Genomic DNA, 19,075 nt, shown 5'->3' on the forward strand with positions numbered 1-19,075 from the left:
TTCCGTTCATAAGGCCGGCGCTCGCCGGCTTTTTTTATGCTTTGCGCGCTCCCTTCCGGAAAATCCCTTTTCATCTGGACATTTATACAGCAGAATTTTATTTTGCCGATGTTGGTTTCGTTTTGGGGGAAGCATGGATATTTCACTGTTATTTGGGCTGGGCATCGGGTTGGTGGGCTTGCTGACCGGCTGGCTTGTCGCCAGTCTGCGTGCGGCGCAGCGGTTGGCGGCTTTGCATGAAGAACAGCGTGAAATCTACGGTGAGCTTACAGCCGCGCGGCAGGAGCTTCAGCAAAACCAGCACTGGCGAGATGAGTGCGACCAGCTTAACCGTGAGGTCCGTGCTCAAATGGAAATTAACAGCGGGCAGGAAGCAGATATTCGTGAGCTGACCACGTTGCTCGAGCAAACCCGGCTCAATGCTGAAGACAAGCATCGCCAAATGCTTAACAGCGAGCAGCGCCTGAACGAGCAGTTTGAGAATCTGGCCCACCGTATTTTTGAGCAAAGCGGGCGTAAGGTTGAAGAGCAGAACCGCCAAAGCCTTAACGTGTTGCTTTCCCCACTTCGAGAACAGCTCGATGGCTTCCGACGCCAGGTCCAGGAGAGTTTTGGCCAGGAAGCACGCGAACGGCATACGTTGACGCACGAAATCCGTAACCTGCAGCAGCTCAATGCACAAATGGCGCAAGAGGCGCTCAATCTCACCAAAGCACTGAAGGGCGACAACAAAACCCAGGGTAACTGGGGGGAAGTGGTGTTAACTCGGGTATTGGAAGCTTCTGGCCTGCGTGAAGGGCATGAATACCAGACTCAGGTGAACATCCAGCTTGAAAACAACAGTCGTATGCAGCCGGATGTTATCGTCCGCCTGCCTCAGGGCAAAGACGTTGTTATTGATGCAAAAATGACGCTGGTGGCCTATGAGCGTTACTTCAATGGTGAAGATGAACTCACGCGTGAAAGTGCGCTGAATGAGCACATCGCCGCTATCCGCAGCCATATTCGCCTGCTGGGGCGCAAAGATTACCAACAACTCCCGGGGCTACGTTCGCTGGACTATGTGTTGATGTTTATTCCCGTTGAGCCCGCTTTCCTGCTGGCTATCGACAGGCAGCCTGAACTGATTAGCGAAGCGCTGAAAAATAACATTATGCTGGTGAGCCCGACGACGCTGCTGGTGGCGCTGCGCACTATTGCCAATCTGTGGCGCTATGAACATCAAAGCCGTAATGCCCAGCAAATCGCCGACAGGGCGGGGCGCCTGTACGATAAAATGCGCCTGTTCGTGGATGATATGTCTGCGATTGGGCAAAGTCTCGATAAGGCGCAGGATAACTACCGGCAGGCGATGAAAAAACTTTCATCCGGGCGTGGGAATATCCTGGTTCAGGCGGATGCGTTTCGCGGGCTTGGCGTAGAAGTCAAACGTGAGATGAATCCAGATCTGGTCGAACGCGCTCGTCAGGAAGATGAGGATGATTCGGCTCGACTGGGCCATGCGGGCGAAGAACCTGAGGCTGAATTCGATACTTTGTCTTCATCGCGCACGGGTGAAGAGCGTTAAACTGAGGCTGAGTAGCACGGTTGAATCATAGGGCTTTCACGCCCATTCTGTTACACTTCCCGAACATTTTCTTTATTAAGCAGGCATTGAGATGGTTGATGAATCCCAGGAGTCCGGATCCCAGGAAACAACGCACTTTGGCTTCCGTACCGTAGCTAAAGAGCAAAAGGTCGATATGGTGGCGAACGTGTTCCACTCTGTTGCGGCGAAATACGACGTAATGAACGACCTGATGTCTTTTGGTATCCACAGGTTGTGGAAACGCTACACGATAGACTGCAGTGGCGTACGTCGTGGCCAACGCGTGCTGGATCTTGCGGGCGGTACGGGCGATCTGACGGCTAAATTCTCTCGCCTCGTCGGAGAGACTGGCGAAGTCGTATTGGCCGATATTAACGATTCGATGCTGAAAATGGGGCGTGAAAAGCTGCGCAATATCGGCATTGTGGGGAACGTCAGATACGTGCAGGCTAACGCCGAAGCGCTGCCATTCCCGGACAACACCTTTGACTGCATCACCATCTCCTTTGGCCTGCGTAACGTCACGGATAAAGACGCTGCATTGCGCTCTATGTTCCGCGTTCTCAAACCCGGTGGCCGCCTGCTGGTACTTGAGTTCTCCAAACCAGCTTTCGAGCCGCTGAACAAAGCCTACGACGCGTATTCCTTCCACATTCTGCCGCGCATCGGTGAAATGGTCGCTCAGGACGGCGAAAGCTATCGCTACCTGGCAGAATCCATTCGCATGCACCCGGATCAGGAAACGCTGAAAGGCATGATGGAAGAAGCCGGGTTTGAAAACACCACCTATTACAATATGACCGGTGGGATTGTCGCCCTGCACCGTGGCTATAAATTCTAACAGGGAGCCGCGATGCCATTTATGTCGCTGATGACTGCCGGAATCGAAGGTGTGCTGAACACCTTCCTCTGGCGCGATCGTAGCCTAAAATCCGCTCGTCAACGCCTGCAGGGCAAGACGTTGCGCGTTAGCCTGAAAGAATTTTCAGCGCCGCTGGTGCTGGTGTTCAGTGAACAACAGCTGGACGTACTGAGCCAGTGGGAAGGTGAGGCGGATTGTAGCGTCACAACCCATATCGGCGTGCTGCCGAAACTGCGCGATCGCCAGCAACTTACCGCTCTGATTCGCAGCGGTGAACTTGACGTGGCGGGTGACATTCAGGTTGTACAAAATCTGGCATCGCTGATGGATCTCGCGGAGTTTGATCCTGCGGAACTGCTGGCTCCGTATATAGGCGATATTGCCTCTGAAGGTATCAGTAAGTTTGCGCGTCATGGCGGAAAGCTGCTGAAAAAAGGATTGATCCGCAATCAGCAGTATCTGGGAGAAGCGCTCACCGAAGAGTGGCGCGTTGCGCCTGGCTCACTCGAAGTGGCCTGGTTCGCAGAGGAAACCGAAGCGCTTGCACGCTCGGTGGACGCACTCAGCAAACGGCTGGATAAGCTGGAGGGCAAATGACGCCAGGAGAAATTCGCCGCCTTTATTTCATTGTCCGTACCTTTCTGAGCTATGGCCTTGATGAACTGATTCCCAAAATGCGCATTACGCTGCCGTTACGTTTGTGGCGGCGTTGCCTGTTCTGGATGCCGAATCGTCACCGTGATAAGCCTTTGGGAGAACGTCTTCGCCTTGCGCTGCAGGAGCTTGGTCCCGTTTGGATCAAATTTGGTCAGATGCTTTCTACCCGTCGCGATCTGTTCCCACCGATCATCGCTGACCAACTGGCTATGTTGCAGGACAGAGTTGCACCTTTTGACGGCGCGTTGGCGAAGAAACAGATTGAACTGGCGATGGGCGGAATTCCCGTTGAAAGTTGGTTCGACGATTTTGACATCAAGCCTCTGGCCTCCGCCTCCATTGCTCAGGTGCATACCGCACGCCTGAAAGAGAGCGGCAAAGAGGTCGTGATTAAGGTCATTCGGCCTGACATCCTGCCGGTGATCAAAGCCGATATGAAGCTCATCTATCGTCTCGCCCGTTGGGTGCCGCGTTTGCTGCCGGATGGCCGTCGCCTCCGCCCGCTGGAAGTGGTGCGTGAATACGAAAAAACGCTGATCGATGAGTTAAACCTGCTTCGTGAAGCGGCGAACGCCATCCAACTGCGGCGTAACTTCGAAAATAGCCCAATGTTGTATGTGCCGGAGGTTTATTCGGACTACTGCAGCGAGAACATGATGGTGATGGAGCGGATTTACGGTGTTCCGGTCTCTGACACCGTTGCGCTCGAAGCTCAGGGCACCAACATGAAGCTGCTTGCCGAACGTGGCGTGCAGGTCTTCTTTACGCAGGTCTTCCGCGACAGCTTCTTCCATGCGGACATGCATCCGGGCAACATTTTCGTGAGCTACGACCACCCGGAAGATCCGCAATACATTGGTATCGACTGCGGTATCGTGGGCTCGCTGAACAAAGACGATAAGCGCTATCTGGCAGAAAACTTTATTGCCTTCTTCAACCGGGATTACCGCAAGGTAGCCGAGCTGCATGTGGACTCTGGCTGGGTGCCCGCAGATACGAATGTTGAAGAGTTCGAGTTTGCGATTCGCACCGTTTGTGAACCTATTTTTGAGAAGCCACTGGCGGAGATCTCCTTTGGCCATGTGCTGCTGAACCTGTTCAATACCGCGCGTCGTTTCAACATGGAAGTTCAGCCGCAGTTAGTTTTATTGCAGAAGACCCTCTTATACGTCGAAGGCGTCGGTAGGCAGCTTTATCCGCAGCTGGATCTGTGGAAAACGGCGAAACCTTTCCTGGAAAGCTGGATCAAAGATCAGGTTGGTATTCCTGCTCTGGTACGTGCTTTCAAAGAAAAAGCGCCTTTTTGGGTGGAAAAAATGCCGGAATTGCCGGAACTGGTGTACAACAGTTTGCGCCAGGGCAAGCAATTACAGCTTAGCGTTGATAAAATTCAGCGCGACCTGCAACTTCATCACGTGCGGCAGGGACAGTCGCGTTACCTGTTCGGTATCGGTGCCACGCTTATATTGAGCGGGACGCTGCTGCTGATCAACAAACCTGAGTGGGATTTTATGCCTGCCTGGTTGATGGCGGGGGGAATCGTTGTCTGGCTGATTGGCTGGCGGCGCTCTGCCTGAACTTTAATCGGAATTAACGGGTGATTGCCGTATAATAGCGGTTCTCATTGCCTTAACATCTTTATTCAGGAGTAGGTATGGGCATCAGTTGGCCACAATTGCTAATCATTGTTGTTATCGTTGTTTTATTGTTTGGCACCAAGAAGCTGGGCTCTTTAGGTTCAGATCTTGGCGCGTCTATTAAGGGCTTTAAGAAAGCCATGAGCGACGACGACGGCAAAGAGAAAGAAAATGGTGAGAAGGATGCTGATTTCACAGCAAAATCCCTCTCTGAAAAACCGAGCGACGTGAAAAAAGACGAAGCGAAAAGCAACGATAAAGAGCAGGTATAAACCGTGTTCGACATTGGTTTTGGCGAACTGCTGCTGGTGTTTGTGATTGGCCTGATTGTTCTGGGTCCGCAGCGCTTGCCGGTGGCGGTAAAAACAGTTGTTGGCTGGGTGCGCGCGCTACGTTCTCTGGCTACCACGGTGCAGAACGAACTCGCTCAGGAACTGAAGCTGCAGGAACTGCAGGACAGCCTGAAAAAGGTCGAGAAAGCCAGTATGGATAATTTGACGCCTGAACTGAAGGCGTCAATGGACGAACTGCGCCAGGCCGCTGAGTCGATGAAGCGTTCCTATACCCAGCACGATCCTGAAAAGAACAGCGACGAAGCGCATACCATCCATAACCCGTTGGTTAAGGATGAGCAGCAAAGTCATGAAGGCGCCACGCCAGCCAATGCGGCACATCAGGCGGCTGCGCCTGATGCCGTACCGTCGGAGGCTGTGACGCCGACACCTGTGGCGGTCGAAAACGCCGTCGAATCTGCTGTCGAGCCTCAGGTGAAGCCTTTGCCCGAGGCTGCACCCGCTGTCACCCCAACGCAACCTCCAGGTGAAAAATCGTAACTATGGCTGTTGAAGATACCCAACCGCTCATTAGCCATCTGATCGAGCTGCGTAAGCGCCTGCTGAACAGCATGATCGCCGTGCTGGTGATTTTCCTGGCGCTGGTCTATTTCGCCAATGACATCTATCAGGTGGTTTCCGCTCCGCTGATCAAACACATGCCTCTGGGTTCAACGATGATTGCGACCGATGTCGCGTCACCGTTCTTTACCCCGATAAAATTAACCATTTACGTTTCGGTGTTCCTGGCCGCGCCGGTCATTCTGTACCAGATCTGGGCTTTTGTTGCTCCTGCATTGTACAAACACGAGCGTAAGCTGGTGATGCCGCTACTGTTCTCTAGCACGCTGCTTTTTTATATCGGCATTGCCTTTGCGTATTTTGTGGTCTTCCCGCTAGCCTTTGGTTTCCTGACAAAAACTGCGCCAATAGGGGTGGTCGTCTCGACGGACATCACGAAATATCTCGACTTTGTGATGTCGCTTTTCATGGCCTTTGGCGTAGCGTTTGAGGTGCCCGTCGCCATTATCCTGCTGTGCTGGATGGGGGTGACAACACCGGAATCATTGAAACAGAAGCGCCCTTATATTCTGGTTGGGGCTTTTGTTGTTGGCATGCTGTTAACGCCGCCGGATGTTTTCTCGCAAACCCTTCTGGCGGTGCCAATGTACTGCCTGTTTGAGGTTGGCGTCTTCTTCTCCCGTTTCTACGTCGGTAAAGGGCGTAATGGCGATGAAGATGATGAGCATGAATCTGAAGAGACGCGCTCGGAAAAAGAGCAGTAATTAAATAACCGCCCTCAGGGGCGGTTGTCGTTTGGAGGGAGAGATGTTTGATATTGGCGTGAATTTAACCAGTTCTCAATTCGCAAAAGATCACGAGGATGTGGTCGCTCGCGCATGGCAGGCTGGCCTAAGTGGCATGATGTTGACCGGTACCAACCTCCATGAAAGTGAACAAGCATTACTCCTGGCGCAGCAGTATGAAAACTGCTGGTCCACCGCCGGAGTGCATCCCCATGATGCCAGCCAGTGGAATGACGAAACTGCGGGTGCCATCCGCCGTTTAGCGGCGGCCCCCCAGGTTGTCGCTATTGGCGAATGCGGTCTGGATTTTAACCGTAACTTCTCTACTCCTGCAGAGCAGGAACGCGCTTTCACCGCGCAGTTGGCGCTGGCCGCGGAGCTGATGATGCCGGTATTTTTACACTGCCGGGATGCACATGAACGTTTTCTTGCGCTGCTTGACCCTTGGTTGGATCAACTGCCCGGTGTGGTGCTGCACTGCTTTACCGGAACTGAAGAGGAAGCCCGCGATTGCCTGCTTCGCGGACTATTTATCGGCATTACCGGCTGGGTTTGCGACGAGCGCCGTGGCCTGACATTAAGAGAGTTACTTCCGGTTATCCCCGCTCAGCAACTGCTGCTGGAAACCGATGCGCCCTATTTGTTGCCCCGGGATCTACAACCAAAACCTGCGTCCCGCCGCAACGAACCCTGTTATCTGCCCCATATCCTGAATAAGGTCGCCGAATGGCGCGGTGAAGACCCGGCCTGGCTTGCGCAGGTAACAGATGACAATGCTCGTCGGTTATTCCGACTGGGTTTTAATCAGGAGAAAGTTAAATGAGCTATGCATTTCCCGGTACGTTTCCCGGGCGTCGTATGCGCCGCGTACGTCGTCATGACTTCAGCCGTCGTCTTGTGGCTGAAAACCAGCTGACGGTAAACGACCTTATTTACCCTGTGTTTGTCATGGAAGGCCACAACCAGCAGCAGGAAGTGCCGTCTATGCCGGGTGTTTATCGTATGACTATCGATCAACTGCTGAAAGAAGCAGAGGCGGTCGCGAAGCTGGGTGTCCCTGTGCTCTCTTTGTTCCCGGTCATTGAAAGCGACGGGAAATCGCTGCATGCGGAAGAAGCCTATAACCCAAATGGCCTGGTACAGCGCGCTGTGCGTGCGCTGAAAGATGCTGTGCCTGAGCTTGGGTTGCTGACTGACGTTGCCCTGGACCCTTACACCACTCACGGGCAGGACGGCGTCATTGACGCTGATGGCTATGTGATCAACGACGTCACTCGCGAGATTCTGGTTCGTCAGGCACTTTCCCATGCTGAAGCCGGGGCCGAAATTGTCGCGCCTAGTGATATGATGGATGGACGTATTGGCGCTATCCGGGATCGGTTAGAAGCTGATGGCTTCGTGAATACCCAGATCATGTCCTATGCCGCAAAATATGCTTCCTGCTACTACGGCCCGTTCCGGGATGCCATTGGCTCTTCCGGTAACCTGAAGGGCGGCAATAAGAAGACTTACCAGATGGATCCAGCTAACAGCGACGAAGCTTTGCAGGAAGTGGCGCAAGATCTGCAGGAAGGGGCCGACATGGTGATGGTGAAACCTGGGATGCCTTATCTCGACGTTGTGCGCCGCGTGAAAGACACCTTTGGGGTGCCAACATTTGCCTACCAGGTATCCGGTGAATATGCCATGCATATGGCTGCGATTCAGAACGGTTGGCTCGCCGAAAAACCGGCGATTATGGAATCTTTGATGTGCTTTAAGCGTGCTGGCGCGGATGGCGTGCTGACGTACTTCTCAAAACGTGTTGCCCAATGGCTGCACGATGAGCAGATGCAGCGCTAGTTGCGATTCAGGAAGAAAGAGGCCAGCATTTGCTGGCCTCTTTGCATTAAACCTTGCGGAAGTCGGTATTCCTGACGCTTTGCTGCACCTGCTTGTTCAGTAAATTCAGCAGCAACATTGAGCGGGCTTCACCGTCTGGTTCAGCGAAGATGGCTTCTAATCCCTTGAAGGCTCCTTCGGTAATCACCACGCTATCGCCGGGATACGGCGTTTCTGGGTCGAGGATATTCTCTATTTGATAGTGCATCAGTTCATGAATCACTGTTTCCGGAACCGTTGCCGGCTGCGCGCCGAAGCGAACAAAATGGCTGACGCCACGGGTGGAATTCACCGTGGTGGTATGGATGGATTCTGGATCGAACTCGACAAACAGGTAATTAGGGAACAGAGGCTCGCTGACCGCAGTTCTTTTACCACGCACCATTTTTTCCAGCGTGATCATTGGTGTAAGACAATTAACTTCCTGGCGCTCAAGATGCTCTTTGGCGCGCAGTAATTGACCACGTTTACAGTAAAGAAGATACCAGGATTGCATAATTTCTCTTTTCGCCCGCTTAAGCGCGTCAGAATAACAAAACGTCCTTCGCAGATATACACAGCTTCAGTATAACCTGTCCGGGTGCGGCCCGCAGGCGGCCAGTTTCACGCTAATTTAACAAAAATACAGCATGGTGGCGGTGAAGTCCGTATAATGACGGCCAAATCCGACGTCACGATAAATTGCATGAAATACCACGACCTACGCGAATTTCTTGCGCTGCTTGAGCAGCAGGGCGAACTCAAACGTATCGCATTGCCTGTCGATCCGAATCTGGAAATGACCGAAATTGCCGATCGCACGCTGCGAGCCGGTGGCCCGGCTTTGCTGTTTGAAAACCCGAAAGGCTACACCATGCCGGTGCTATGTAACCTGTTTGGAACGCCGAAACGCGTAGCGATGGGCATGGGACAGGAGGACGTTACTGCTCTTCGTGAGGTCGGGAAATTACTCGCTTTTCTCAAAGAGCCGGAGCCGCCAAAAGGTTTCCGCGACCTGTTTGATAAGCTGCCGCAGTTCAAACAAGTTCTGAATATGCCGACTAAACGTCTGCGTAATGCGCCTTGCCAGGAACAGGTTTGGGAAGGTGATGAGGTCGATCTTAATCGCATTCCGATCATGCGCTGCTGGCCGGAAGATGTCGCCCCGCTGATTACCTGGGGATTAACGGTCACCCGCGGCCCGCATAAAGAGCGCCAGAATTTGGGTATTTACCGGCAGCAGCTGATTGGCAAAAATAAGCTGATTATGCGCTGGTTATCTCACCGCGGCGGTGCGCTGGACTTCCAGGAATGGTGTGAGGCTCACCCGGGTGAACGTTTCCCTGTCTCCGTAGCGCTTGGCGCAGATCCCGCCACCATTCTGGGCGCGGTGACGCCGGTGCCGGATACGCTGTCCGAGTATGCTTTTGCCGGGCTGCTGCGCGGGACTAAAACCGAGGTCGTGAAATGTATTTCCAACGATCTTGAAATTCCTGCAGGTGCAGAAATCGTGCTGGAAGGTTACATTGAGCCTGGTGAAATGGCACCGGAAGGCCCGTATGGCGACCATACGGGATACTACAACGAAGTGGATAGCTTCCCGGTGTTCACCGTAACCCATGTTACCCAGCGTCAGGACGCGATTTACCATTCCACCTACACTGGCCGCCCGCCGGATGAGCCTGCTGTGCTGGGTGTGGCGCTTAATGAAGTGCTGGTGCCCATCCTGCAAAAGCAATTTCCGGAGATTATTGATTTCTATCTCCCGCCGGAAGGGTGTTCATATCGACTTGCGGTAGTGACGATTAAAAAACAGTATGCCGGACATGCCAAGCGAGTCATGATGGGGGTTTGGTCGTTCCTGCGTCAGTTCATGTACACCAAGTTTGTTATTGTGTGTGATGACGACGTCAATGCACGCGACTGGAACGATGTTATCTGGGCGATCACTACGCGTATGGATCCGTCCCGTGATACGGTGCTGGTGGATAACACGCCGATAGACTATCTGGATTTTGCCTCCCCGGTTTCCGGGCTGGGCTCTAAAATGGGACTGGACGCCACCAATAAATGGCCGGGCGAAACCCAGCGTGAATGGGGGCGCCCAATCAAGAAAGATGTTGAGGTATGCGCGCGTATTGATGCAATCTGGGATGAACTGGCTATTTTTGATAACGACAAAGGCGCCTGAGTGGCGACCTTTACGGTTTAGCATTATTGACCCGACAGAGGGGACGCATGACAACCTTAAGCTGTAAAGTGACCTCGGTAGAAGCGATAACCGACACGGTATATCGCGTTCGATTGCTGCCGGAAGGCGATTTCTCATTCCAGGCCGGGCAGTATTTGATGGTGGTGATGGATGAGCGGGATAAGCGCCCGTTCTCTATGGCTTCCACGCCGAGCGAGCGTGAGTTCATTGAGTTACATATTGGTGCCTCTGAGCTCAACCTCTATGCCATGGCGGTAATGGACCGTATTCTGAAAGGGCAGGAAATTGTGGTTGATATGCCACACGGTGATGCGTGGCTGCGCGAAGATGAAGATCGTCCTCTTATCCTGATTGCCGGCGGCACTGGGTTCTCTTACGTTCGTTCTATTCTGCTGACGGCGCTGGCGCGTAACCCAGAGCGTGAAATTGCAATCTATTGGGGCGGCCGTGAAGAGAAGCATCTTTACGACCTGGCCGAGCTGGAAGGGCTGACCCTACAGCATCCTAATCTGCGTGTTGAAGCCGTGGTTGAGCAGCCGGAAGAAGGCTGGCGTGGCCGGAGCGGGACTGTACTTACCGCCGTTATGCAGGATCACGTTTCACTGAGCGGGCACGATATCTATATCGCAGGTCGTTTCGAAATGGCGAAAATTGCCCGTGAACTGTTCTGCAACGAGCGCGGGGCGCTGGTTGAACATATGTTCGGCGACGCTTTCTCCTTTATCTAAGGCCGTTCGTCGTCAGAATAAGCCACCGCATCGTCGGTGGTTTTTTTATCTTTCAGATATAAAAAACCCGCCCCTGACAGGCGGGAAACACGGCAACTAAACTCAGTTTCGTTTTTTATTAAACGCGTTCAAATACGGTCGCGATGCCCTGGCCCAGGCCAATACACATGGTAGCCAGGCCAAACTGCGCATCGCGGCGCTCCATCAGGTTGATAAGCGTGGTGCTGATACGCGAGCCGGAGCAGCCCAACGGGTGGCCCAGCGCGATCGCGCCACCGTTCAGGTTGATCTTCTCGTCGATCTTATCCATCAGCCCCAGATCTTTAATGCACGGCAGGATCTGGGCGGCAAACGCTTCGTTCATCTCAAACAGGTCGATATCCTGAGCGGTCAGGCCAGCTTTTTTCAGCGCTAGTCGGGATGCAGGCACCGGGCCGTAACCCATAATGGACGGGTCGCAGCCGACGACGGCCATCGAGCGAACGCGTGCGCGAATTTTCAGGCCCAGCTCTTTAGCACGAGTCTCGCTCATCAGAAGCATCGCGGATGCCCCATCGGACAGTGCCGAAGATGTGCCTGCGGTGACGGTGCCGTTGACTGGATCAAACGCAGGTTTCAGCGCCGCCAGGCCTTCAACCGTGGTTTCCGGACGAATCACTTCATCGTAGTCGTAACGCTTCAGAACGCCGTCGGCATCGTGACCGCTGGTCGGCATAATTTCAGCTTTGAAGTGTCCGGCTTCTGTGGCGGCCCAGGCACGCTGATGGGAACGAGCGGCAAACTGATCCTGCATTTCACGGCTGATGCCGTGTAAGCGGGAGAGCATTTCAGCCGTCAGGCCCATCATGCCCGCAGCTTTTGCCACGTTGCGGCTGAGGCCAGGGTGGAAATCAATCCCGTGGGTCATCGGTACGTGGCCCATGTGTTCTACGCCGCCGATCAGGCAAGCATGCGCGTCGCCGGTTTGAATCATGCGTGCTGCATCGTGCAGCGCCTGCATGGAAGAACCGCACAGGCGGTTCACCGTGGTGGCAGGCACCGAATGAGGGATTTCCGCCAGAAGTGATGCGTTACGGGCAATATTGAAACCCTGCTCAAGCGTCTGCTGGACGCAGCCCCAGTAAATGTCGTCCAGCGCGGCGGCTTCGAGTGCCGGGTTACGGGACAGGATACTGCGCATCAGATGCGCCGACAGATCCTCAGCGCGAACGTTGCGGAACGCGCCGCCTTTAGAACGGCCCATCGGCGTACGGATGGCATCAACAATAACAACCTTTTCCATATTCACTCCTCAGGCGCTTTTCAGATCACTGGCCGGGCGGGCTGGCTCGACCGGGGGATAGTACGGCTCGTTGCGTGATGCTTTGGCCTTAAGGCCTTCAGGCACGACGTACAGCGGGCCGAGGTTTTGGTACTGCTGCGCCATATCGAAATACTTCGCGCTGCCCAGGGTGTCCAGCCAGCGGAACGCGCCGCCGTGGAACGGAGGGAAACCGAGGCCGTAAACCAGCGCCATATCGGCTTCCGCCGGGCTGGCAATCACGCCTTCTTCGAGGCAGCGAACCACTTCGTTGACCATTGGGAGCATCATGCGGGCGATAATATCTTCGTCGCTGAAGCTGCGCTTAGGCTGGCTCACGTCTGCCAGCAGGCTATCAACAGCTTCGTCCTGCTCTTTGCGCGGTTTGCCTTTGCTGTCTTCTTTAAAGCGGTAGAAGCCCTGCTGGGTTTTCTGGCCGTAGCGTCCGGCATCAAACAGAACGTCGATCGCGTCGCGGTAATCTTTGCTCATACGCTGCGGGAAGCCTGCGGCCATGACCGCCTGTGCGTGATGGGCGGTATCAATTCCGACCACGTCCAGCAGGTAAGCCGGGCCCATCGGCCAGCCGAACTGTTTTTCCATTACTTTGTCGATCTGGCGGAAATCCGCGCCGTCACGCAGCAGCTGGCTAAAGCCTGCAAAGTAGGGGAACAGCACGCGGTTGACGAAGAAGCCCGGGCAGTCATTGACCACGATAGGGGTTTTGCCCATCTTGCTTGCCCATGCCACAACTTTGGCGAGGGTAGCGTCTGAGGTTTTTTCTCCGCGAATGACTTCAACCAGCGGCATGCGATGCACCGGGTTGAAGAAGTGCATCCCACAGAAGTTTTCCGGGCGTTTCAGCCCGCTTGCCAGTTCGCTAATCGGGATGGTTGAGGTGTTGGAAGCCAGCACGGCATCAGGGCGAACCTTATCTTCGGTTTCTGCCAGCACCGCTTTTTTCACTTTCGGATTTTCAACTACGGCTTCAACGACAACGTCTACACGATCGAACCCTGCGTATTGCAGCGTTGGCTGAATGGTTGAAATCACCTGTGCCAGCTTCATGCCGTCAATTTTGCTGCGCTCAAGCTGTTTGTTCAGCAGCTTGCTGGCTTCATTAATGCCCAGCGCCAGCGACTTCTCGTTAATGTCTTTCATTAAGACCGGCACGCCTTTCCAGGCGGACTGATAAGCAATGCCGCCGCCCATAATACCCGCGCCGAGTACGGCCGCGTGTTTAGGCGTTTCTATATCTTTGGTGAGTTTTTTCGCTTTGCCTTTGACAAACTGATCGTTCAGGAAGATGCCGACCAGCGCGCGGGCTTCATTGGAGCGAGCCAGCGGCACAAAGCTTTGGGTTTCCAGCTTCAGGGCTTCATCGCGACCAAGGCCGGCGGCAGCTTCAATGGTTTTTACCGCAGTCATTGGCGCTGGGTAATGCTTCCCGGCGATCTGTGCCACCATGCCTTTAGCAATGGTGAAGCTCATTCCGGCTTCGATTTTGCTTAAATGTAACGGCTCAAGTTTCGGGGCGCGTTTTGCCTGCCAGTCCAGCTCGCCTTTGATCGCCTGGCGGAGAACTGCCAGTGCGCCGTCACGCAGTTTTTCGGTTTTTACCACACCATCAACCAGGCCAAGTTTTTGCGCTTCTGCTGCGCCAACGTCTTTGCCCGCGGTGATAATTTCAAGCGCGCTATCGGCACCCAATAAACGCGGCAGACGAACGGAACCGCCAAAGCCCGGCATAATGCCTAGCTTAGTTTCCGGCAGGCCAATACGGGTATCCGGCGTCGCCAGGCGGTAATCAGTTGCCAGTACACATTCGCATCCGCCGCCCAACGCGTAACCATTCACTGCGGCGATGGTTGGGACGGGCAAGTCTTCCAGGCGGTTAAACACGCTGTTGGCAAATTGCAGCCAGTGGGTCAGCTGTTCGGCCGGGACCAGGAACAGCGACAGGAATTCGGTAATGTCGGCGCCAACGATGAAGGCGGATTTGCTGGAGCTCAGCAGCAGGCCTTTGAGGTTAGGCTGTTTTTCAAGTACGGCCAGCGCTTCGCCGAGGCTGGCGACGGTCGCTGTATCAAGCTTGTTGACGGAGCCGGGGGCATCAAAAACCAGTTCGGCGATGCCGTCTTCCAGCCAGTCGAGATGTAGGGTTTCACCTTGGTAGAGCATGTCAGTCTCCTGAATCCAGCAATGGGATCTGGTCGTACCAGATGAAGCGGAGTGTGGAATTGATGTTAATGAAATGCAAATTTCTCTTTAAATATTTGCAAACTCGATCACAGGCGGCGGAAATAACTCGGCGGTTTGTCCGGTATGCTAAGATGCGATGCGAACAGAGACAAAAACAGAAGGATAAATTATGGAATCACTGGCCGCGCTGTATAAAGATCATGTGGCAACGCTACAGGAGCGTACCCGCAACGTTCTGGCGCGTTTTAACCTTGATGCATTACTTATTCACTCCGGGGAGCTGTTCAATGTCTTCCTCGATGATCATGCCTATCCGTTTAAAGTAAACCCGCAGTTCAAGGCCTGGGTGCCGGTGACCCAGGTACCTAACTGCTGGTTGCTGGTGGACGGCGTGAATAAGCCGAAGCTGTGGTTCTATCTGCCGGTGGATTACTGGCACAACGTGGAGCCGCTGCCGGAATCCTTCTGGACCGACGATATTGAAGTGATTGCGCTGCCAAAAGCTGACGGTATCGGCAGCCAGCTGCCTGCCGCACGCAGCAATATTGGCTACATTGGCCCGGTGCCAGAGCGTGCATTACAGCTGGATATCACGCCAGCTAACATCAACCCGAAAGGGGTTATCGACTATCTGCATTATTATCGCGCTTATAAAACGGACTACGAGCTATCCTGCATGCGCGAAGCACAGAAAACGGCAGTCGTCGGCCATCGCGCTGCGCACGAAGCGTTCCTGTCCGGCATGAGCGAATTCGACATTAACATCGCTTATCTGACGGCGACCGGCCACCGCGATACCGATGTGCCGTATGGCAATATCGTGGCGCTTAATGAGCATGCTTCAGTGCTGCACTACACTAAGCTGGATCACCGCGTACCTGCCGAAATCCGCAGCTTCCTGCTGGACGCTGGCGCAGAATATAACGGTTATGCCGCCGACCTGACGCGGACCTGGACGACCCAAAGCGACAGCGATTTCGCTCACCTGATTAAAGACGTGAACGAAGAGCAACTGTCGCTGATCGACACCATGAAGTCCGGTGTGCGCTATACCGATTACCACCTCCAGTTCCATCAGCGTCTGGCTAAGTTGCTGCGTCGCCACAAGCTGGTGAACGACATCAGTGAAGAGGCGATGCTGGAAGCCGGGATCACTACCCCGTTCATGCCGCACGGCATCGGGCATCCGCTTGGGTTGCAGGTTCACGATGTAGCCGGGTTTATGCAGGACGATACCGGGACGCATCTGGCTGCACCTTCGCAGCATCCTTATCTGCGCTGTACCCGCGTGCTGGAACCTCGCATGGTGCTGACCATTGAGCCCGGTTTGTACTTTATCGAATCGCTGCTGGCACCGTGGCGTGAAGGGCAGTACAGCAAACACTTCGACTGGAAGCGTATTGAGGCGCTGAAGCCGTTTGGCGGCATCCGCATTGAAGATAACGTCGTTATCTATGAAAACAGCATCGAAAACATGACGCGTAACCTGAAGCTCGCGTAATGGAAAGTTGGCCAATCCCTGCCGAGCCCGTCACGGTCAGCGAGGAGATCAAGAAAAGCCGCTTTATTACCTTTGTCGCCCATACGGATGGAGTAATAGCGGCTAAAGCATTTGTTGAGAAAGTCCGGGCTGAACACCCGGACGCTCGTCACCATTGCTGGGCGTGGGTTGCTGGCGCGCCAGATGACTCGCAGCAGCTAGGTTTCTCGGATGATGGTGAGCCTGCAGGCACCGCAGGAAAACCTATACTTGCCCAACTGATGGGAAAAGGTATTGGTGAAATCACTGCGGTGGTGGTGCGCTACTACGGTGGGGTGAAACTGGGTACTGGTGGCCTGGTGAAAGCCTATGGCGGCGGCGTACAGCTGGCGTTAAACCAGCTTTCTACAGTGCTCAAAGTGCCGTTAACCGAATATACTTTGCATTGCGACTATTCGCAGTTGGCGGGTGTGGAAGCGCTACTCAAGCAAAGCGATGGTCTTATTGTGGAAAGCGACTTCCAGGCCATCGTTGCTATGCGCGTAGCGTTGCCGCAAACCCAGGTGGCTGCCTTCAGCGCCAGGCTGAGTGACTTTAGCCGCGGTGCATTGCATTTATTGCCGTTTGAACAATAATCCCACCTCGTTATTTATAGATATTTAAGGAAGCGGCTGAAATGCATTTTCGCGCCATTACCCGAATCGTTGGCCTGTTGGTTATCCTCTTTTCCGGAACCATGATACTCCCCGGCTTAGTGGCTCTAATCTATCGAGACGGTGCCGGCCGCGCCTTCACTCAAACCTTTTTTGTTGCGCTGGCGATAGGTTCTTTACTGTGGTGGCCAAATCGCCGTGAGAAAAGGGATCTCAAACCGAAGGAAGGCTTCCTGATAGTTGTGCTGTTCTGGACTGTGCTGGGCAGCGTGGGTGCGCTGCCGTTTGTCTTTGCCGAGCGGCCGAATCTGACGGTAACAGACGCCTTTTTTGAATCCTTTTCTGGCCTGACAACGACCGGCGCGACAACGCTGGTGGGGCTGGACTCTTTACCTCATGCTATTCTTTTCTATCGGCAAATGCTGCAATGGTTCGGCGGGATGGGGATCATCGTCCTGGCGGTGGCCATCTTGCCTATTCTTGGCGTCGGTGGGTTACAGCTGTATCGGGCAGAAATGCCGGGGCCGCTTAAAGATAATAAAATGCGCCCGCGTATCGCCGAAACGGCAAAGACGCTGTGGCTTATTTATGTCCTGCTGACGATTGCTTGCGCGCTGGCGCTTTGGTTCGCGGGGATGCCGGCGTTTGATGCTATCGGGCATAGCTTCTCTACTATTGCGATTGGTGGCTTCTCGACACATGATGCGAGTGTGGGCTACTTCAATAGCCCAACCATCAATACCATTATTGCTATCTTCCTGCTGATCTCTGGCTGTAACTACAGTCTGCACTTCTCTCTGCTGAGCGGGCGTAGCCTCAAAGTGTACTGGCGCGATCCGGAATTTCGGATGTTTATCGGTGTGCAGCTCTCGCTGGTTCTGGTCTGTACTCTGGTGCTTTGGTTCCATAATACCTACCAGTCAGCCTGGCAGACTTTGAACCAGGCTTTCTTCCAGGTCGTGTCGATGGCGACCACCGCGGGCTTTACCACGGACAGCATCGCTCGCTGGCCGCTATTCTTGCCGGTTTTGCTGCTCTGCTCTGCCTTCATCGGCGGCTGCGCCGGGTCTACCGGCGGTGGCCTGAAAGTGATTCGTATCCTGCTGCTGTTTAAACAAGGTAACCGCGAGCTGAAACGCCTGGTACACCCGAATGCCGTTTACAGCATCAAGCTTGGGAACCGGGCCTTGCCGGAACGAATTCTTGAAGCCGTATGGGGATTCTTCTCTGCTTATGCGCTGGTGTTTATCGTCAGTATGCTGGCTATCATCGCGACCGGCGTCGATGACTTCTCTGCTTTTGCCTCTGTTGCAGCAACGCTTAATAACCTGGGCCCGGGCCTTGGCGTCGTTGCCGACAACTTTGCCAGCATGAATCCCGTGGCCAAATGGATCCTGATCGTGAATATGCTGTTTGGCCGCCTTGAAGTATTTACCCTGCTAGTACTGTTCACGCCTACTTTCTGGCGCGAGTAACCGGAGCCTGTGTGAAAACCTTAATTCTGTTTTCGACCCGAGATGGTCAAACTCGTGAGATTGCTTCTTATATCTCTTCTGAACTGAAAGAGCTGGGCGTGGAGAGCGATGTGGTCAATCTCCATCGCTGCGAGGAACTTGCCTGGGCTAATTACGACCGGGTGATCATTGGTGCTTCTATTCGCTACGGACATTTCCATGCCTCTGTTGAGGCGTTCGTGAAAAAGTATCAGCTGCAGTTGAAGGAGCGCGCGAGTGCATTTTTCGCGGTCAATCTTGTTGCCCGTAAACCAGAGAAGCGTTCGCCGCAGACGAACCCTTATACCCGCAAGTTTTTGCTTAACTCGGTTTGGCAGCCCGATCATTGTGCCGTGTTTGCCGGTGCATTGCGTTACCCGCGTTATGGCTGGCTGGACCGCTTCATGATCCGCTTAATTATGAAAATGACTGGCGGTGAAACGGATACAAGTAAAGAAGTGGTTTATACCGATTGGCCGCAGGTAGCCCGATTTGCCCGTGAAATTGCACAGTTAAGCACCAAATAGCGTTGTAAATAAGCGGGTTGGCGAAAAAGAATGCGGTCAGAAAGTTTTTTTAAATAAACGCTTGTCACCGCCGAAGAACTCCCTATAATGCGCCTCCACTGACACGGAACAACGGCTTGCAAAGCGGCGTGTCAGGCGGAGTGAAGCGAAAAATAAATGCTTGACTACGCAGCGGGAAAGCGTAATATGCACAGCCCGCGCTACTGAGAAAGTAGCACTGCTCTTTAACAATTTATC

At 53.9% G+C, this 19,075-nt stretch carries 19 protein-coding genes; 15 read left to right on the forward strand and 4 right to left on the reverse strand.

From position 1 onward, the window contains the following. Positions 1–133 precede the first annotated feature (133 nt). The 9 genes from rmuC to hemB all read left to right on the forward strand — a co-directional run bounded on the left by rmuC (position 134) and on the right by hemB (position 8,225). Positions 134–1,567, forward strand: a complete 1,434-nt coding sequence (gene rmuC / locus ACR6JA_RS20140; protein WP_166879489.1) for a DNA recombination protein RmuC — start codon at positions 134–136, stop codon at positions 1,565–1,567. A 91-nt stretch (positions 1,568–1,658) separates the two neighbouring features. After that, positions 1,659–2,429 carry a bifunctional demethylmenaquinone methyltransferase/2-methoxy-6-polyprenyl-1,4-benzoquinol methylase UbiE gene (gene ubiE, locus ACR6JA_RS20145; protein ID WP_008455469.1) on the forward strand — a complete coding sequence of 257 codons (771 nt, stop codon included), beginning with the start codon at positions 1,659–1,661 and terminating at the stop codon, positions 2,427–2,429. 12 nt (positions 2,430–2,441) lie between these two features. Beyond that, complete coding sequence (ubiJ, locus tag ACR6JA_RS20150) at positions 2,442–3,047, forward strand: ubiquinone biosynthesis protein UbiJ (RefSeq protein WP_213716349.1); 606 nt, start codon at positions 2,442–2,444, stop codon at positions 3,045–3,047. After that, the gene (ubiB, locus tag ACR6JA_RS20155) at positions 3,044–4,684 is read left to right on the forward strand and encodes a ubiquinone biosynthesis regulatory protein kinase UbiB (RefSeq protein WP_494494333.1); all 1,641 of its coding nucleotides are present in this window, start codon (positions 3,044–3,046) and stop codon (positions 4,682–4,684) included. Before ubiJ ends, ubiB begins: the two co-directional genes overlap by 4 nt. A gap of 77 nt (positions 4,685–4,761) precedes the next feature. Further along, the gene (tatA, locus tag ACR6JA_RS20160; protein WP_008455463.1) at positions 4,762–5,016 is read left to right on the forward strand and encodes a twin-arginine translocase TatA/TatE family subunit; all 255 of its coding nucleotides are present in this window, start codon (positions 4,762–4,764) and stop codon (positions 5,014–5,016) included. Positions 5,017–5,019: 3 nt separating this feature from the next. After that, positions 5,020–5,577 (forward strand): Sec-independent protein translocase protein TatB, encoded by a 558-nt coding sequence (gene tatB / locus ACR6JA_RS20165; protein WP_494494334.1) that lies wholly within the window; start codon positions 5,020–5,022, stop codon positions 5,575–5,577. Between the two features lie 2 nt (positions 5,578–5,579). Continuing rightward, a complete protein-coding gene (gene tatC, locus ACR6JA_RS20170; protein ID WP_213716345.1) occupies positions 5,580–6,362 on the forward strand; it encodes a Sec-independent protein translocase subunit TatC in 783 nt (260 codons plus the stop codon). A gap of 43 nt (positions 6,363–6,405) precedes the next feature. Next, positions 6,406–7,206 carry a 3'-5' ssDNA/RNA exonuclease TatD gene (tatD, locus tag ACR6JA_RS20175; RefSeq protein ID WP_213716344.1) on the forward strand — a complete coding sequence of 267 codons (801 nt, stop codon included), beginning with the start codon at positions 6,406–6,408 and terminating at the stop codon, positions 7,204–7,206. After that, the gene (hemB, locus tag ACR6JA_RS20180; RefSeq protein WP_008455454.1) at positions 7,203–8,225 is read left to right on the forward strand and encodes a porphobilinogen synthase; all 1,023 of its coding nucleotides are present in this window, start codon (positions 7,203–7,205) and stop codon (positions 8,223–8,225) included. The genes tatD and hemB overlap by 4 nt, the downstream gene beginning before the upstream one ends. A gap of 46 nt (positions 8,226–8,271) precedes the next feature. Here the strand turns inward: hemB and rfaH are convergent, their stop codons facing one another. Continuing rightward, entirely contained in the window at positions 8,272–8,760 is a 489-nt protein-coding gene (rfaH, locus tag ACR6JA_RS20185; RefSeq protein ID WP_213716343.1) for a transcription/translation regulatory transformer protein RfaH, read from the reverse strand. Positions 8,761–8,940: 180 nt separating this feature from the next. On the opposite strand from rfaH, the gene ubiD reads away from it, so the two are divergent. Next, positions 8,941–10,434 (forward strand): 4-hydroxy-3-polyprenylbenzoate decarboxylase, encoded by a 1,494-nt coding sequence (gene ubiD / locus ACR6JA_RS20190; RefSeq protein ID WP_139827497.1) that lies wholly within the window; start codon positions 8,941–8,943, stop codon positions 10,432–10,434. 47 nt (positions 10,435–10,481) lie between these two features. Then, positions 10,482–11,183 (forward strand): NAD(P)H-flavin reductase, encoded by a 702-nt coding sequence (gene fre / locus ACR6JA_RS20195; RefSeq protein ID WP_213716342.1) that lies wholly within the window; start codon positions 10,482–10,484, stop codon positions 11,181–11,183. A 118-nt stretch (positions 11,184–11,301) separates the two neighbouring features. Here the strand turns inward: fre and fadA are convergent, their stop codons facing one another. Next, the gene (fadA, locus tag ACR6JA_RS20200; protein WP_008455446.1) at positions 11,302–12,465 is read right to left on the reverse strand and encodes an acetyl-CoA C-acyltransferase FadA; all 1,164 of its coding nucleotides are present in this window, start codon (positions 12,463–12,465) and stop codon (positions 11,302–11,304) included. A gap of 9 nt (positions 12,466–12,474) precedes the next feature. Continuing rightward, entirely contained in the window at positions 12,475–14,664 is a 2,190-nt protein-coding gene (fadB, locus tag ACR6JA_RS20205; protein WP_494494335.1) for a fatty acid oxidation complex subunit alpha FadB, read from the reverse strand. A gap of 190 nt (positions 14,665–14,854) precedes the next feature. Between fadB and pepQ the strand changes: the two genes are divergently transcribed. The 4 genes from pepQ to hemG are packed head-to-tail and all read left to right on the forward strand — an operon-like array spanning position 14,855 to position 18,838. After that, positions 14,855–16,186 carry a Xaa-Pro dipeptidase gene (gene pepQ / locus ACR6JA_RS20210; RefSeq protein ID WP_494494336.1) on the forward strand — a complete coding sequence of 444 codons (1,332 nt, stop codon included), beginning with the start codon at positions 14,855–14,857 and terminating at the stop codon, positions 16,184–16,186. Further along, entirely contained in the window at positions 16,186–16,800 is a 615-nt protein-coding gene (locus ACR6JA_RS20215) for an IMPACT family protein (RefSeq protein WP_213716339.1), read from the forward strand. The genes pepQ and ACR6JA_RS20215 overlap by 1 nt, the downstream gene beginning before the upstream one ends. A 41-nt stretch (positions 16,801–16,841) precedes the next feature. Continuing rightward, positions 16,842–18,293 carry a Trk system potassium transporter TrkH gene (gene trkH / locus ACR6JA_RS20220; RefSeq protein ID WP_008455438.1) on the forward strand — a complete coding sequence of 484 codons (1,452 nt, stop codon included), beginning with the start codon at positions 16,842–16,844 and terminating at the stop codon, positions 18,291–18,293. A gap of 11 nt (positions 18,294–18,304) precedes the next feature. Beyond that, positions 18,305–18,838: a menaquinone-dependent protoporphyrinogen IX dehydrogenase gene (hemG, locus tag ACR6JA_RS20225; protein WP_166879461.1), complete on the forward strand. Its 534-nt coding sequence runs from the start codon at positions 18,305–18,307 to the stop codon at positions 18,836–18,838. Between the two features lie 36 nt (positions 18,839–18,874). Here the strand turns inward: hemG and ACR6JA_RS20230 are convergent. Next, positions 18,875–19,075 (reverse strand): hypothetical protein (locus tag ACR6JA_RS20230; protein ID WP_494599349.1); only part of this gene is annotated, 201 nt, incomplete at its 5' end.

Source organism: Cedecea sp. B1(4) (genome assembly GCF_059414925.1).